The sequence below is a fragment of the Sphaerisporangium rhizosphaerae genome, from assembly GCF_042665155.1.
GTDB lineage: Bacteria > Actinomycetota > Actinomycetes > Streptosporangiales > Streptosporangiaceae > Sphaerisporangium > Sphaerisporangium rhizosphaerae.
Genome location: NZ_JBHTCG010000007.1, coordinates 15,096 through 29,154, shown reverse-complemented (window position 1 = coordinate 29,154; position 14,059 = coordinate 15,096). Strand labels below are relative to the sequence as shown.

Genomic DNA, 14,059 nt, shown 5'->3' with positions numbered 1-14,059 from the left:
CGGCGGGCCGGTCCCATGCCCGGCGGCTCCGGGGGCAGGCTCACTCGCCGATGCGCAGGCCGGCGATGAGGCCGTCTCTGAGGGTGAAACCGTAGGTCAGCCGCACCTCACCGCCGGGGAAGTCACCCCGGACGAGCGTGTGCGCCTCGTAGTCGTCCCCGCCGGTGTGCGCGGTGTCAAGGACGGTGACCGTGTAGGTCCACCTGCCCGCCGTCGCCTCGCGCCAGCCCCGGATCTCGCTGCGGCCGCGGTAGGTGTGCCCCTCGTCGGAGACGGTGCCGTCCTCGGTGAAGCAGCGGGCGACCGCCTCGTGGTCGTGCCCCTCGGCCGCCGTGAAGTACCGCTCGATCTGGTCCATCTCCTGCCCTCCCGTTCCGCTCGCTACATTCGGTATGTAGCCAATGTAACGTCAGGTATACCAGAGGCGCCGCTACAATCGGTACATGGCTACTCGGACGGACTCCCGGAGCAAGGTCGGCGCCGGCGCCCGCGACCGGCTGCTGCTCGCCGCCGGCCAGTTGCTGAACGAGTCGCAAGACGGGCAGGTCTCCACCCGCGCCATCTGCGAGCGCGCCGGGGTGCGGGCGCCCACGCTCTACCACCACTTCGGCAGCAAGCAGGGCCTGGTCGACGCCGTGGTGAACTACGGGTTCACCCAGTACGTCGAGCCGGACGGCGACGCCGGGGACGCCTGCGCCGACCCGGTCGAGGCCGTCCGCGACGGCTGGGACCGGCACGTGCGGTACGGGCTGGACCACCCGTCCTTCTACGTCCTGCTGTACGGCCAGATCGAACCGGGCACGCCCTGCTCGCTGACCTCCAGCGCCGAGGCCATGCTGCTGCGCCTGCTCACGCCGCTCGCGCGGCGGGGACGGCTGCGGACCGGCGCGGCGGAGGCGGCGCGGCAGATCGCGGCGGCCAACGCCGGCGTCACCCTCAGCCTCATCGCCCAGCCCGAGGACCGTCGCGATCCGGCGATGTCACGCCAGGTGCGCGACACGATCCTCGGCTCGCTCATCGTCCCCGAGCCGGAAGCGGGCGAGGCCCGGACGGGCGTGGGCGCGCTGGCCGGCGCCCTGTCGGCGGCGCTGGACGCCGAGGGCGCCGCCGCGCTCACCCCCGCCGAGGAGCTCATGCTCAAAGAGTGGCTGCGGCGCCTGACCTGAGACCCGCCGGCCGCCGGCCTCGCCGCACGGGTGCTACAGTCGTTATATAACGTATGTAGCACTCCCTTCTTCGGCATGATTCGAGGTCAGCACGATGACGACACCACTCACCGGTTCCCTGTCGGGCAGGCGCGCCCTGGTCACCGGCGGCACCAAGGGCATCGGCGCCGCGATCGTGGCCCACCTGGCCGCGCTGGGCGCCCGGGTCGCCACGACGGCCCGCACGGCCGCCGCCACCCCGGCGGAGCTGTTCGTCCAGGCCGATGTCGGCACCGCCGCGGGCGCCGCCCAGGTGGCGGCCGAGGTGCTCGGCCGCTTCGGCGGCGTCGACATCGTCGTGCACAACGCCGGCGGCCACGTCGGCGAGCCCGCCGCGGCGCCGGCGATCGGCGACGCGGACTGGCTGGGCACGATCGAGCTCAACCTGATGGCCGCCGTGCGCGTCGACCGGGCGCTCATCCCCTCGATGGTGGAACAGGGCTCGGGCGCGATCGTGCACGTCACCTCCATCGCCCGCATCATGCCGACCACGGCTCCGCTGCCCTACGCCACGAGCAAGGCCGCGCTGACCGGCTACAGCAAGGGCCTGTCGGCCGAGCTCGCCCCGCACGGCGTCCGCGTCAACGCCGTCCTGCCCGGGTTCGTGGAGACCTCCGGCGCCCGGCACCTCATGGAGTCCATCATGGACGCCACTGGAGGAGACCTCGCCTCGGCGCGCGCCGAGGTGATGCGGTCGGTGGGGGGCGTGCCGCTGGGACGGCCCGGGCGCCCGGAGGAGGTCGCCGAACTGGTCGCCTTCCTGGTCTCCGACCGCGCGTCCTGGATCACCGGCGCCGAGTACGTCATCGACGGCGGCTCCATCCCCGCCGTCCACTGACCCGCCCCGCCGTAGGCCGGCCCGACACCGTGGCGAGGAGGAGATCCGGGAGTTCCTGCTCGCCGTGCTGCACCACCGGCTACGCACGCGGCTGACGGGAACAGGAGGTCCGGATGGACGAGATCCCGATCGGGCACGCCCCTTTGTACTACCGGCTGCTGGTGGCCATGATCGGTCTGGTGCCCTGCTGGAAGAACGCCGGCCGGGTGCTGCGCTACCGGTTCTGACCCCGCCAGCCCAAGGAGACACACGTGAGCGTCGAGCTTCCCGAGGACCCGTTCCATCGCCGGCTGCACCATGTGGTCCCGGCGGAGATGACGGGCGACACCTCGCAGACCGGCGGGATGCTGCGGCGGGCCGCCATCAGCGGCGCGAGCGTCGGGTCCAGGCGCCTGTGGATGGGCCAGACGCACGTGGCCCCGGCCACGGTGTCCGCCGCCCATCACCACGGCGACTCCGAGACCGCGATCTACGTGGTCAGCGGCACCCCGTCGTTCGTGTTCCTCGACGTGGAGGGCGGCGAGCCGCACGAGGTGCGGATCGACGCCGCTCCCGGCGACTACATCTTCGTGCCGCCGTTCGTGCCGCACCGGGAGGAGAACCCCGACCCCGAGGTGGAGGCGGTCGTGGTCATCGCGCGCAGTACGCAGGAGGCGATCGTGGTCAACCTGCCCGAGCTGAAGTGGACCGGCCCGGTCCGGACGTCCACCTGACCGCGGGACGGCCGCGACGGCTCACCCCGTCGAGGCGCGTGCCCGCGCAGTGCGGATGGACGCCCGGACAGGCGTTCGGATGGGCATTACGAGCGGACGCGGACGGCGGCGCCGGGTCCGCGCCGTCAGCGCGCACGGGCGCTCCGGCCGGCGGGCGACCCGCCGGCCGGAGGCGCTGGGAACCGCGTGACGGTCAGCCGTTCAGGCGGCAGCCGTCGGTGGTCCTGCCGTTGTCGCAGCGGTTCAGTTGCAGGCTGTCGAGCAGGTAGGCGAAGGTCTGCCCCGCCGGGCTCACCACCGACAACTGCACGGTGGCCGCGCCGGTCGGCGCGATCGCCGACACCGCGTACTCCTGCCAGCCGGACGTCAGGGAGTAGGTCGAGCTGTCGGAGGTCGAGATGAGGCCGCTGGAGGAGTTGTACCAGGACAGCCGCAGCTTGACGTTGCCGGAGGTGCCGGTGGTCAGACGGGCGAAGAACTTGTACCGCTGCCCCGCGGTCACCGCCGGTTTGCGGGTGACCGACACCGCGCCCTCGGCGTACGACTGCACGTTCATGGTCAGCGACCGCCGGCCGTCGTAGTACCGCGCCGAGGTCTGCCCGTCGGGTCCCGGCGGGGTCTCCTGCATCCAGCCGCCGCCGGACACGGTGAAGCCCGTGGGGTTGCCGTACGGGGCGTCCGCCTCGATCGTGCGTTCCTGCGCGGTCAGCAGGTCGTTGCTGTACCCCACGTCGCAGCAGGTCGGCGTGGTGAACATCGAGTAGGCGGCGACATTGACCTTGCGGGTGTCGGGATAGCTGGAGGTGTAGAAGGTCGCCGAGGTCTCGCTCGGGTCGTAGTAGGTGTTGAACTCCTGGTCGATCTGCCAGTCGTTGTACTGGCTGATCATGATGTCGTTGAGCGAGAAGGTGTTCGGCACCTCGCTGACCTTCGCGTGGTCCACGTCGTACAGGTGGATCAGCTCGTGCATCAGGGTGCCGCTGTCCCATTCGTCGGCGGTCGCCACGCAGACGTCGCCGCAGTGGGCGGTCGCCGTGCCGTCGAAGTCCTCGAACACCAGGTACTTGCGGTTGGCGTTGTCGTAACCGGCCGCGAACAGGTCGTCGGCGATGACGTCGGGCGGGGTCTCACCGGCGATGACGGCGTTCTCGATCTTCTCCGGCACCACGAGCGCGTGGGCGTATCCGGAGGAGGTGCCGGTGTTGTAGCCGCTGCGGCAGCTCAGCTTGACGTGCTGGTCATAGTCGGTGGACTCGTCGAGCAGCCAGTCCATCCTGTCGACGATCTTGGCGATGCGCTCGACGTAGGACTCGTAGTTGTTGCCGTTGCCGTCGTGCCAGGCGTAGATCACCTGGACCGCGGGAGCGGCGGAGGTCGTGTTCTTGGGGTCCGCCGGCGTCGTGGTGCACCCGCGCTGGGGGACGCTGGCGTCCACCGGCTGGGCGTAGGGCGCGACGGGCTCGGTCCCGATGGGGTTGAAGGTGGCGTGCGCCGGGCTCGTCATCGTCAGGACGATGAGACCTGCCGCCACCGCGGCCGAGGCGAAGCGATAAAGCTTCGACGACAAAAGGGGCTCCTCCCGTGGGTAATGCGTGCACGGGAAGACTAATCACGACTTATGGCGAAAAAGTGAACAGCGTGAGTCTTGTCACAATCTATCGATAATTCCGCGCCTAGAGTGACCCCGTCTCAGCCCGTCCATCGCAGGAAAGTGCCATTCATCCGTCGCATCACCCATTCCACGAAAATAGCCGTGGACCATGCTATTGGGCCCCTATTTGCGATGATCGGCAGATTAGCGACGTGTGCACTCATTGGGATATCCATGCCCGACAGCGGCCAACGTCAGCTAGCGCCCCCGTTCATGCCTGATCGTTCGTTTGCTCCCGGTCGCCCGGGAGCGAACGAACCAGGGACGGCTAGTGGTCGTGGTCGCAGGAGACGCGGGCCTTCTCCAGTTCCGCCGGGTCGTTCCACCAGAAGGCCGCGGCGCTCGGGTGGACGGGGACACGGGCCCTGACCTCGCCGCGGGCCGCCAGGGCGGCGGGCGGCCCGGCCTGGTCGGTGGTCGTGGAGGACGGGTAGGGCGCCAGCAGCCCCTCGACCGCGTGGTGCCTGCCGCCGACGACGACGGCGACGACGTTCGCGGCGTCCTCGATGCGCGTCAGCGGGTCGCCGTCGACGATGGCCAGGTCGGCGTACATGCCCTTGCCGATCCTGCCCAGCGGCAGCCCGAGGTAGGCGCCGGACGTGCTCGTCGCGGTGATCAGCGTCTCCCGCGGGGTCAGGCCGTACTTCACCATGGCCCGCAGGTTCATGTGCAGGCTGACCGCGAGGTGGTCGATCGGCGCGTCGGTCCCGGCGGTGACGACGCCGCCGCCGCGGACCATCGCCACCAGCTGCGCGACCTGGTTGGCGAGGTTGGCCCGGCCGGCCGTCTGGTCGGTCGTCCGCGCGGTGGTGACGCTCGCCTCCAGCTTGGCCATCCGCCAGTTCGGGTAGAGCCGGCGGACCCGCTCGTCGGTGACCAGCGAGGTGTCCTCCTTGTAGAGGGTCGCGGAGCCGAACAGGGTCGGGGTCCTGGCCATCTTCGAGGCGTTGAACATGGCGATGACGTCGGAGTAGGCGGAGCCGACGTTGGTGACCGTGCGCGAGTAGCCGAACCTGTTGGTCGCGCCGACGTGCTCGGTGCCGTCTCCGCCCATCGCGATCGCCGGGTAGTGGTAGTGGGAGGTGACCGGCTTGCCCCTGCGGTGGGCCCACTCGATGACCTCCTTGTGCCAGACGACGGGCAGCCGCACGTAGCACTTCATCAGGTCGTAGCCGAGGTCCTCGGCCCTTTCCAGCTCGAGTCTCAGCTGCTGGTGGGAGTAGGTCGGGCGCATGAAGTTGTAGTAGACGCGCGGCCCGTCGATGGCCTCGCCGGTGGCGATGTAGCGCGGTGCGAGCCGGGCGCCCGACTGGACCGACTCGCGCTCCTCGACCATGTGGTAGGCGGGTGAGCCGGGCGAGCGGGTGGTCGTCACGCCGAGGGCGAGCCACAGCGGCCCCTGCCGCGACCCGTAGGCGTACCCCTGCATCTCGCGGTGGTGGTGGATGTCGATCAGCCCCGGCATGACGAACCTGTCGCCGGCGTCGACGAGCGTGCCGCGCCGTCCCGGCCGGTGCGGCTCGACCGCGACGACGCGCTGGCCGCGCACGATGATGTCGACGTCGCGGGCCACGGTGGCGGAGACGCCGTCCCACATGCGGCCGGCGTGCACGACGACCTCGTCCGGGCCGGAGTCGTTGCGCCAGGACAGCTCGACGGGGACGGTCCGGACGTGCCCGCCGTCGACACGGACGGTCCTCAGCCTGCCGCCGTTGAGGTAGAGCAGGGTGGCGGAGTCGCCCGCCCACACCGGGGCGTCCGACACCTCCCGGGTGACCTGCCGGGCGGGCCCGGTGGGCCGTCCGGCCGGGTCGACCGGCAGCACCCATACGACCGACTCCATGGCGAAGGCCAGCATGGTGCCGTCCGGCGACCAGACGGGGCCGTCGTCGCCGCGGGTCTGCAGGGACCGGTGCGGGGCCGGGTCGACGTAGGCGCCGGCGCCCGTCGCCCGGTCGACCAGGAGGATCTTGGACAGGCCCTCGCGGTAGCGCCGCGAGTACGGCACGACCGCCGCCAGCGCGATCGTCCTGCCATCGGGCGACCAGGTCGGCCGGCCCGGCTCGAAGGTCGCGTCGAAGACCTTCTGGACCTCCCCGGCGGCGACGTCCAGGACCCACAGGGCGCCGTCCTGGTCCAGGTAGGCGATCTCCTTGCCGTCCGGTGACCACCGGACCGACAGGGCGGCCGAGTCCGACAGGTGGGTGAGCTGCGTGTCGGCGCCGGTCGCGAGGTCGCGGACCCAGATGTTGAGCGTGCCGGTGCGGTCGGTGACGAACGCCAGCCGCCGCCCGTCCGGGGAGAAGTCGGGGTCGGCCTTCCACCACCGGTCGCCGAACAGCGGGGACGGCCTGCCTCCGGCGCGCGTCAGGTAGATGTCGTTGAGCGCGCGGAAGGCGATGGCGGTGCCGTCGGGGGACACCGCCGGGCTGCCGATGCCGGCGACCGGGAACCTCCCGGGCGCGTCGAACACGCGGACGCTCTTGCGGTACTTCGGGGTCGTCGTGGTCAGCGCGGCGGTGAAGCCGACCGTGCCGGCGGACGCCGAGCCGAGGCGGCGGGTGCGGACGGCGCCGCCGGAGGTGTAGTAGTAGCGCCCGTCCCGCAGGAACCGGGCTCTGAACGGGAAGACCTCCTCGCCGGAGACGAGCGTGCCCGCGGTGCAGGCCAGTTCGTTGACCCCGTCGTGGAACAGGTGGTAGGCGATGTCGGTCCCGTTCGGCAGGAAGGACGGCTGGTGGACGACCTGGCCGGCCGGGACGGTGACCGCGGTGCGGCGGGCGCCGGTGGCCACCTCCACGACGTCGATCCTGGTGTCGGCGACGACGAACGCGACGCGGCTCCCGTCGGGCGACCAGGCCGGTTCGTACTCCTCGGCGGAGGTGTCGGCCAGGACGCGCGTCGCGCCGGTGGCGACGTCGAGCAGGTGGACGCCGTAGCCGCCGCCGGCGTCGCTGGAGTAGGCGATGGTGCGCCCGTCCGGGCTGTGGCGGGGCTCGCGGTGGTCGAAGGGCCCGGTGGTGAGCCGCCTGATCGCCGACCCGTCGGGGCGGATCGTCCACAGGTCGAAGACGGCGTCGCGGTAGGACTGGAACACGATGGTGGACCCGTCGGGCGACCAGTCGGGCTGGGCGATGTCGTACAGGTCGCTGGTGAGCCGGCGCGCGGTGCCGCCGGAGGCCGAGCAGACCCAAAGGACGCCGAGCATGTCCAGGGCGAGCGTGCGACCGTCGGGTGAGACGGCGACGGCGAAGTCGGTGCCGGACGCGACCGGGGTGCGGCCGTCGCGGCCGTCGCCCGTGGTCTCGGCGCGCGCGGGAAGGGCGGGGACCAGCGTGGCGGCCAGAGCGCCTCCGGCGCCGGCCAGCACCGCCCGGCGGGAGGGGCGGAACGGTGAACCGGCGGGGAGGACGGATGGGTCGGGGGAGGCTGGTGTGGGGGACATTACGACAGTATGCGCGCCGGAGCGCTGACCGGAAGGTGACATCGAGCCGACCGGCGGCGCCCCGGACCGCCGACCAGCACTAACGACAGACACCACTAATTCGTCAAAAGCCCTACGTGCCCCGCAAATACCACAATAGAGAAATAGAGCACATCTAGCGACATTCGGAACTTCGTCCCCATAACATCGAGCGGGCCGCCTTCGTGGTCCTTGAACTCCGTTCGGCACCGCGGCCGCGGTCTCGGACCTCTCAGCGTCACGGAAGGTTCGCCGATGTCAATGCCCTGCCCGGTGACAGGCCCTGTGGCACCGACCGGCGTCCGTCGTCCCGCACCGGCACGCCGCGGCGCCGCGGCGCTCGGCCTCGCCGTCGCCACGACCCTCGCGGGGGTCGTCGTCGACCCGGCCGCCGCGTCCCCGGACGCCGCCGTCGGGCCGGTCTTCCAGGACGGCCTCGCCCAGCCGGTGTTCTCCGCCGACCCCGACGACTGGATCCGTCAGGAGGTGTGGGTCGAGACGACGGTCGACGGCGACGGCGACGGGCGCAGGGACCGGGTGCACGCCGAGGTCACCCGGCTCCGGGAGACCGAGACCGCCGGGCTGAGGTCGCCCGTCGTGTACGAGGCCAGCCCGTACTACGCCGGCGGCAACCCGATCGGCGACCACGACGTCGACCACGAGCTGTACGAGGCACGGCGCCCAGGCCAGGGCGACCGGGACGGCCAGGTGCTGGACCCGCGGACCGACGAGCGGCCGGCCGCCGCCGACGCCGACGGGGCCGGGAACGCCGGGAGCATCGACGGCACCGGCCCCGGACCGGCCATCAGCACCAGCCACGAGGCCAACTGGCTGCCGCGCGGTTTCGCCGTCGTCCACGCCGAGTCGCTGGGCAGCGGCAGATCCGACGGGTGCCCGACCATCGGCGGCCGCGACGAGACCATGGGCGCCGCCTCCGTCGTCGACTGGCTCAACGGCCGGGCGAAGGCCTACGACGCCACGGGCGCGCAGGTGCGGGCCACCTGGACCACCGGCAGGGTCGGCATGATCGGCACCTCCTACAACGGCACCCTGCCCAACGCCGTCGCGAGCACGGGCGTCAAGGGGCTGGAGGCCATCGTGCCGATCTCGGCGATCTCGAGCTGGTACGACTACTACCGCGCCAACGGCGCCGTCGTCGCCCCCGGCGGCTACCAGGGGGAGGACACCGACGTGCTCGCCGAGTACGTCTACACCCGCGCCGACCGGGCGGTCTGCCGGAGCGTCATCGACGGGCTCGCGAAGGCGCAGGACCGGGTGACCGGCGACTACAACCGCTTCTGGGACGAGCGCGACTACGTGAACGACGTCCGCCGCGTCCATGCCGCCGTCCTGGTCGCGCACGGGCTCAACGACGGGAACGTCAGGACCAAGCAGGCCGCGCGGTGGTACGAGGCGCTCAAGGCGCGTCACGTGCCGCACAAGATCTACCTGCACCAGGGCGGCCACGGCGGCTCCCCCGGCCTCGACGTGCTGAACCGCTGGTTTACCCGCTACCTGTGGGACCACCGCAACGGCGTGGAGAACGACCCGCGGGCGCTGGTCCAGCGTGAGGACCGCGGCCTCGTGCGGTACGCCGAGTGGCCCGACCCGGCCGCGGCCGGCGTCCGCCTGCGCCTGGCGCCGGGCATCGGCGGGGCCGCCGGCGTGCTCACCTCTGGCCGGACCCGCCACGGCGCGCCGGTGACCGAGACCTTCGTCGACGACGCGTCACAGCCGGCGCAGGCCCTGGCCGACGCGGCGGCCTCCGCGAACCGCCTGGCCTACAGGTCCGGCCCGCTGGCCGGCGCGGTGCGGCTCAGCGGCACCCCGGAGCTGTCGCTGCGGATGTCCTTCGGCCGGCCCGCCGCCAACCTCACGGCGCTGCTGGCCGACCACGACCCGAGCGGCAAGGCGAAGATCATCACCCGGGGCTGGGCCGACCCGCAGAACCGCAGGTCGCTCTGGAGGTCCGACCCGGTCAAGCCCGGCACCCCGTACCGCCTGCGCTTCGACATGCAGCCGCACGACTATGTGTTCCCGGCCGGCCACCGGATCGGCCTGGTGCTGCTGTCCAGCGACCACGACCACACCATCCGTCCCGCCCCCGGCGCGACCCTGACCCTCGACACCACCAGGAGCACGGTCACGCTGCCGCTGGTGGGAGCGACGAACGCCCTCATCCCGGTCACCGGCTGACCCCGCCTCCACCCGGCGGGGCGCGCCACCCGGACGGCCCCGCCGCGCCGAGGCGGCACCGGACACCCGGAGAACAGAGCCGACCGGCCTCCGGCGTACATGTCCTCCGGTACGCCGCTCTCGCGCTCCCCCGCTCCTCCGCGCGCCTGAGGCCGCCGAAGATTCCGGGTGATCCCGGTCAACCAGGGGTGGCGCCCGGGGCGTGTCAGGGGTGGCTTTCAGCGACGAGAGGAGACCGGGTGGATGCCGATTTCGCGGATTTCGTACGGCGCCGGGGAGACCATCACCTGAGAACGGCCGTCCTGCTCACCGGGGACTGGCACACCGCCGAGGATCTGGTGCAGTCCTGCCTCGGCAAGTTGTACCGGGTATGGGACCGGCTGGACACCAGCAGTGAGCCCGACGCCTACCTGCGCCGCATCCTGGTCAACACCCACCGCTCGTGGTGGCGCGCCCGGTGGCGGCGAGAGGTCCCCCGTCCCGACCTGCCGGAAGCGGCCGGCTCGGGCGATGTGGCGGACGCCCGGGCGGTGGCCGAGGACGTCCGCAAGGCGCTGGCGAAGCTGCCCGTCAGGCAGCGCACGGCACTGGTGCTGCGCTTCTTCGTCGACCTGCCCGAAGCGGAGGTCGCCGACCTGATGGGCTGCTCCACGGGCACGGTCAAGTCCCACACGCATCGCGGCCTGCGAGCGATGCGCCTGCTGATCTCACCTGAGACGGCTGTCAACCAACCCGAGCAAGAAGGGAGTGGAGTCCGGTGAACCACCAACGACAGGAGCCTTCCATGAACGAGAGTGAACTCCGCACCCTGCTCGTCAGGGCGACCGAGGATCGGCCCGCGGGCATCGACCTCATGCCGGTGACGACCCGCGCACCCCGGCGGGTCCGGTCCCTGGTGCCGGTGATCGCCACGGCCGGTGTCGCCGCCACGGTCGGCACGACCGTGCTGGTGCTGCTCGGCGGCCAGCCCTCGGCACAGGCCCAGGTGGCCGCCGCGGTGGACAACACCAGCAAGGAGAGCTACCGCATCCACGGCGATTCCGGCGCCAAGGCGTTCGACGGCGCCTTCGACCCCGTCCGGCGCGTCGGCGTCGTCAACGGGACAAGTGGCGGCGGGACCGACACCATCTTCATCGGCGACCGGATGTACGTCAGGGAGGCCGGCGCGGCGAAATGGCACCTCTACCCGCGCAACCAGGGGCTGGAGAAGGGCGCGCCGGCGGCCACCGCCCTGGTCAAGCTCGCCCCCCAGGACCCCCAGGCCGCCCTGCAGAAGCTCCGGTCGGCCACCGACGTCCACGAGGACGGCACCGCCTCGGGAACCGGCTGGACCGGCCGGCGGTTCACCTTCTCGCTGAAGGACCAGAAGTGGACCGGCCCCGCCGACGCTTCCAAGGAGTCGTTCGACGCCACCGGCTCGGTGGAGGTGGACGACCAGGGACGGGTCCGGCGACTGGAGGTCACCTTCAGCGACAACGGCCAGCGTGACGTCATCGACTTCGGCGACTTCGGCACCCCCGTGACGGTCACGGCACCGCCCGCCGACCAGGTGGAGAAGAAGCCCGACTCCGACCCGGCCGACAAGCCGACCGGCAAGCCCGGCGATCCGACCCGCAAGCCCGGCGACCCCGGCAAGCCGGACGACAAGCCGGTGGACCCGGGACGGAAGCCGAGCGAGGAGCCGTCCGCCAAGAAGCCCTGACCGGCACCATCGCAGAACCGGCACCATCGCAGGACCTGGGCCGGTGCGGTGTCGCTCCGGCCCGGAGCGCTTTCCCTCCCCAAGACGCGGAGCCGTCCCCGTGCGACGGGACGGCTCCGCTCGGGCGCGCCGGGGTCTATCCCCAGGGCTGGTCGACGCTCCAGCTCACGTCGGCGGCCCATGCCGTGGCGTTGTCGAAGGTGTTGGAGCCGCCGTTGCTGGCGATGTAGACGGTGTTGTTGTAATGGCGCAGGAAGCGGGTGGAGTAGTTGTAGGAGGCGAAGGACGTGCCCTGGCCGCTCTTTCCGGTCTGCGGGCAGAAGGTGGCGTCGGCGGCGAACTGCGAGCCGCCGTCGTTGTGCTGACGGTAGAGCTGGTAGTTGTAGTGCCGCAGGAAGTCACCGGGGTAGTTCCTGGACTCGAACGACACGCACGAGCCACTGGCCAGGCCGGCCCGCACGATCCAGGTGGCGTCGCTCTTGTCCAGAGACGAGCTGGAAGAGTTGATCACCGAGGTGACGACCTGGTCGTTCTGGTGGCGGATGTAGCGGTCGGTGTAGCCGGAGGTCGTCGCGCGCAGCGAGATCGACGAGCCGGGGGTGAGCGTTCCGCCCGGGGTGCCGCCGCCGGAGGTCGAGTACCCGGCCGCGACGATGCTCGCCTGGACGGCGTTCTCGGTGGCGTCGGAGGGATAGCCGGAGGTCATCACGCCCTCGTAGAAGGTGCCGCGGGCGCCGACGCTGTTGTCGCCGCCGATGCCCAGGATGATGGCCCCTTCCTTCTTCATCGGGTTGTACCCCGACACGTTGGGCCGCACCCCGTTGTAGAAGGTGCCAAGGCTTCCCGACTGGGCGTTGCCGCCGCGGATGGCCCAGTGGTTCGGCTCGCCCTTGACGATCGCCGTCAGGAACCGGTGGCTGATGCTGGGGTCATTGGCGTTGTAGTGCTGGTTCACTCCGGAGAACAGGCCGTTCTCCAGGTCGGCCATGATCCACGGCCCGTTGCCCGCGCCGTAGCCCCACACCTTGATGTTGCCGAAGTAGATGGCCTCCATCGTGCCGTTGCCGTTGTCGCGGCTGTTGGTCTCGGCGTTGCCGTAGTCGAAACAGCAACCCCCGTTGTAGTGCGTCCCATCGAAGATCGCGTACATCCCCTCCGGCTGGTCCCCCTTGGCCACACCGTTGGTGTTGTTGTTGCGGTAGCCGGTGCCCGGGGCCACGTACACGCCGTAGGCCTTGTGCCCGCCCACCGTGACCGGCGCGGCGGTGGCGTTGGCCAGGTTGTCGTACCCGCCGGCGGCCGGGCCGGAGAACCCGCCGGGAGGCGCCTGGGTCAGCCGGTTGTTACGACCAGACTGGTCGTAGATGACGCTGATGAGACACGTCGCATTGGCGCAGAACGAATCCTGCGCGGCGGCGTCGGCGACCCCGCCCGCGCTGAGCACGCCGATGTCCCGGGTGGCGTTGTCGGACGTGCGGCGCACCTGGTACAGCGGGCCGTTGTAGGCGCCGTACAGGGCGCGGGTGGTGCTGTGCGCGGCGACGCACGGCGTGCCGCCCGCGGCGTAGATGTCACACGCCTGCGAGGTGGCGGCCTGCGACGGCGCGGAGACGCCGGACAGCAGGCCGGCGGCGAGCGCGACCACCGCGCCCGCGGACAGCAGGGCCTTTTTGAGATGCCGGAATCCGGACCGGACGACCATGTTGGTACCTCTGCGTTTCCTTGGGCCGCGAATGCCGGAGATTTCGGGCAAGAGACACCGGCCGAAAGGCGTGAGCGGTCACCGCGGGACTATACGCGGGACGATATGCCCGTTGACCTGCGGCATCGCGACAGGGATAGAATGGAGGGTGTTTGTTAGCGCTAACATCCCTGCGGGTTATACGGCCTCCGGAGATGTGGTGCATATGGGGGTGACCGGCTCACTATGAACCGGCGCCGTCAGTTACGTCAAGGTTTCACCGGAGTTATGAAATGAGTTTCACGGCGCCCGGGACTCGTAGGTGGATCTTCGGGCCCCGTTCCGCGAGGCAGGGCCCGGACGGCGGGGCCTGCTCTCGGGCGGCCCGCGTGGGCGGACCACATGGAAGGCGATGAGGTCGCGGCGGTCACGTGACCGGCTCTGACCGACCGGCCGTATCGACCACCGACGGATGTTCGCCGGAAGGCTCCGGGCGGTCCCGAGCGGTCCGGGCGGTCCAGGCGGGGGCCTCACCCCTCCTGCCTCGCCGGGCGCCACGCGAACCCTTTGCCGGCCGGCCCTGTCAAGCCCGCCCTGTCAAGCCGGGCCG

General features: G+C 71.2%; 10 protein-coding genes. 6 read left to right on the top strand and 4 right to left on the bottom strand.

Annotated elements, in window-relative coordinates:
* Window positions 1–40: 40 nt before the first annotated feature.
* Window positions 41–358 carry a nuclear transport factor 2 family protein gene (locus tag ACFQSB_RS12495; RefSeq protein WP_354929414.1) on the bottom strand — a complete coding sequence of 106 codons (318 nt, stop codon included), beginning with the start codon at window positions 356–358 and terminating at the stop codon, window positions 41–43.
* Window positions 359–443: 85 nt separating this feature from the next.
* Here ACFQSB_RS12495 and ACFQSB_RS12490 point away from each other — a divergent pair, with 85 nt between their 5' ends.
* The 3 genes from ACFQSB_RS12490 to ACFQSB_RS12480 all read left to right on the top strand — a co-directional run bounded on the left by ACFQSB_RS12490 (window position 444) and on the right by ACFQSB_RS12480 (window position 2,756).
* Window positions 444–1,166, top strand: coding sequence for a TetR/AcrR family transcriptional regulator (locus ACFQSB_RS12490; RefSeq protein WP_380826416.1), 723 nt, complete (start codon window positions 444–446; stop codon window positions 1,164–1,166).
* A gap of 94 nt (window positions 1,167–1,260) precedes the next feature.
* Window positions 1,261–2,043, top strand: coding sequence for an SDR family oxidoreductase (locus tag ACFQSB_RS12485; RefSeq protein ID WP_380826415.1), 783 nt, complete (start codon window positions 1,261–1,263; stop codon window positions 2,041–2,043).
* A 251-nt stretch (window positions 2,044–2,294) separates the two neighbouring features.
* On the top strand, window positions 2,295–2,756 hold the full coding sequence (locus tag ACFQSB_RS12480) for a cupin domain-containing protein (RefSeq protein ID WP_380826413.1): 462 nt from the start codon (window positions 2,295–2,297) through the stop codon (window positions 2,754–2,756).
* A 193-nt stretch (window positions 2,757–2,949) separates the two neighbouring features.
* On the opposite strand, the gene ACFQSB_RS12475 is transcribed toward ACFQSB_RS12480, so the two are convergent.
* Both ACFQSB_RS12475 and ACFQSB_RS12470 read right to left on the bottom strand, forming a co-directional pair.
* Window positions 2,950–4,323, bottom strand: a complete 1,374-nt coding sequence (locus ACFQSB_RS12475; protein WP_380826411.1) for a hypothetical protein — start codon at window positions 4,321–4,323, stop codon at window positions 2,950–2,952.
* Window positions 4,324–4,675: 352 nt separating this feature from the next.
* Complete coding sequence (locus ACFQSB_RS12470) at window positions 4,676–7,852, bottom strand: amidohydrolase family protein (protein ID WP_380826409.1); 3,177 nt, start codon at window positions 7,850–7,852, stop codon at window positions 4,676–4,678.
* A 291-nt stretch (window positions 7,853–8,143) separates the two neighbouring features.
* Here ACFQSB_RS12470 and ACFQSB_RS12465 point away from each other — a divergent pair, with 291 nt between their 5' ends.
* From ACFQSB_RS12465 to ACFQSB_RS12455, 3 genes are all read left to right on the top strand, one after another.
* On the top strand, window positions 8,144–10,066 hold the full coding sequence (locus ACFQSB_RS12465; RefSeq protein ID WP_380826408.1) for a Xaa-Pro dipeptidyl-peptidase: 1,923 nt from the start codon (window positions 8,144–8,146) through the stop codon (window positions 10,064–10,066).
* A gap of 239 nt (window positions 10,067–10,305) precedes the next feature.
* Complete coding sequence (locus ACFQSB_RS12460) at window positions 10,306–10,827, top strand: SigE family RNA polymerase sigma factor (RefSeq protein ID WP_354836532.1); 522 nt, start codon at window positions 10,306–10,308, stop codon at window positions 10,825–10,827.
* 23 nt (window positions 10,828–10,850) lie between these two features.
* Window positions 10,851–11,768, top strand: coding sequence for a hypothetical protein (locus ACFQSB_RS12455; protein ID WP_380826406.1), 918 nt, complete (start codon window positions 10,851–10,853; stop codon window positions 11,766–11,768).
* Window positions 11,769–11,904: 136 nt separating this feature from the next.
* On the opposite strand, the gene ACFQSB_RS12450 is transcribed toward ACFQSB_RS12455, so the two are convergent.
* Entirely contained in the window at window positions 11,905–13,470 is a 1,566-nt protein-coding gene (locus ACFQSB_RS12450; protein WP_380826404.1) for an alpha-L-arabinofuranosidase B, read from the bottom strand.
* Between the last annotated feature and the right edge of the window lie 589 nt (window positions 13,471–14,059).

Excerpts from the sequence above, each read along its gene's own strand:
- ACFQSB_RS12490 (WP_380826416.1), top strand. The coding sequence starts at position 444 with ATGGCTACTCGGACGGACTCCCGGAGCAAGGTCGGCGCCGGCGCCCGC.
- ACFQSB_RS12450 (WP_380826404.1), bottom strand. The coding sequence starts at position 13,470 with ATGGTCGTCCGGTCCGGATTCCGGCATCTCAAAAAGGCCCTGCTGTCC.
- ACFQSB_RS12495 (WP_354929414.1), bottom strand. The coding sequence starts at position 358 with ATGGACCAGATCGAGCGGTACTTCACGGCGGCCGAGGGGCACGACCAC.
- ACFQSB_RS12455 (WP_380826406.1), top strand. The coding sequence starts at position 10,851 with ATGAACGAGAGTGAACTCCGCACCCTGCTCGTCAGGGCGACCGAGGAT.
- ACFQSB_RS12470 (WP_380826409.1), bottom strand. The coding sequence starts at position 7,852 with ATGTCCCCCACACCAGCCTCCCCCGACCCATCCGTCCTCCCCGCCGGT.
- ACFQSB_RS12485 (WP_380826415.1), top strand. The coding sequence starts at position 1,261 with ATGACGACACCACTCACCGGTTCCCTGTCGGGCAGGCGCGCCCTGGTC.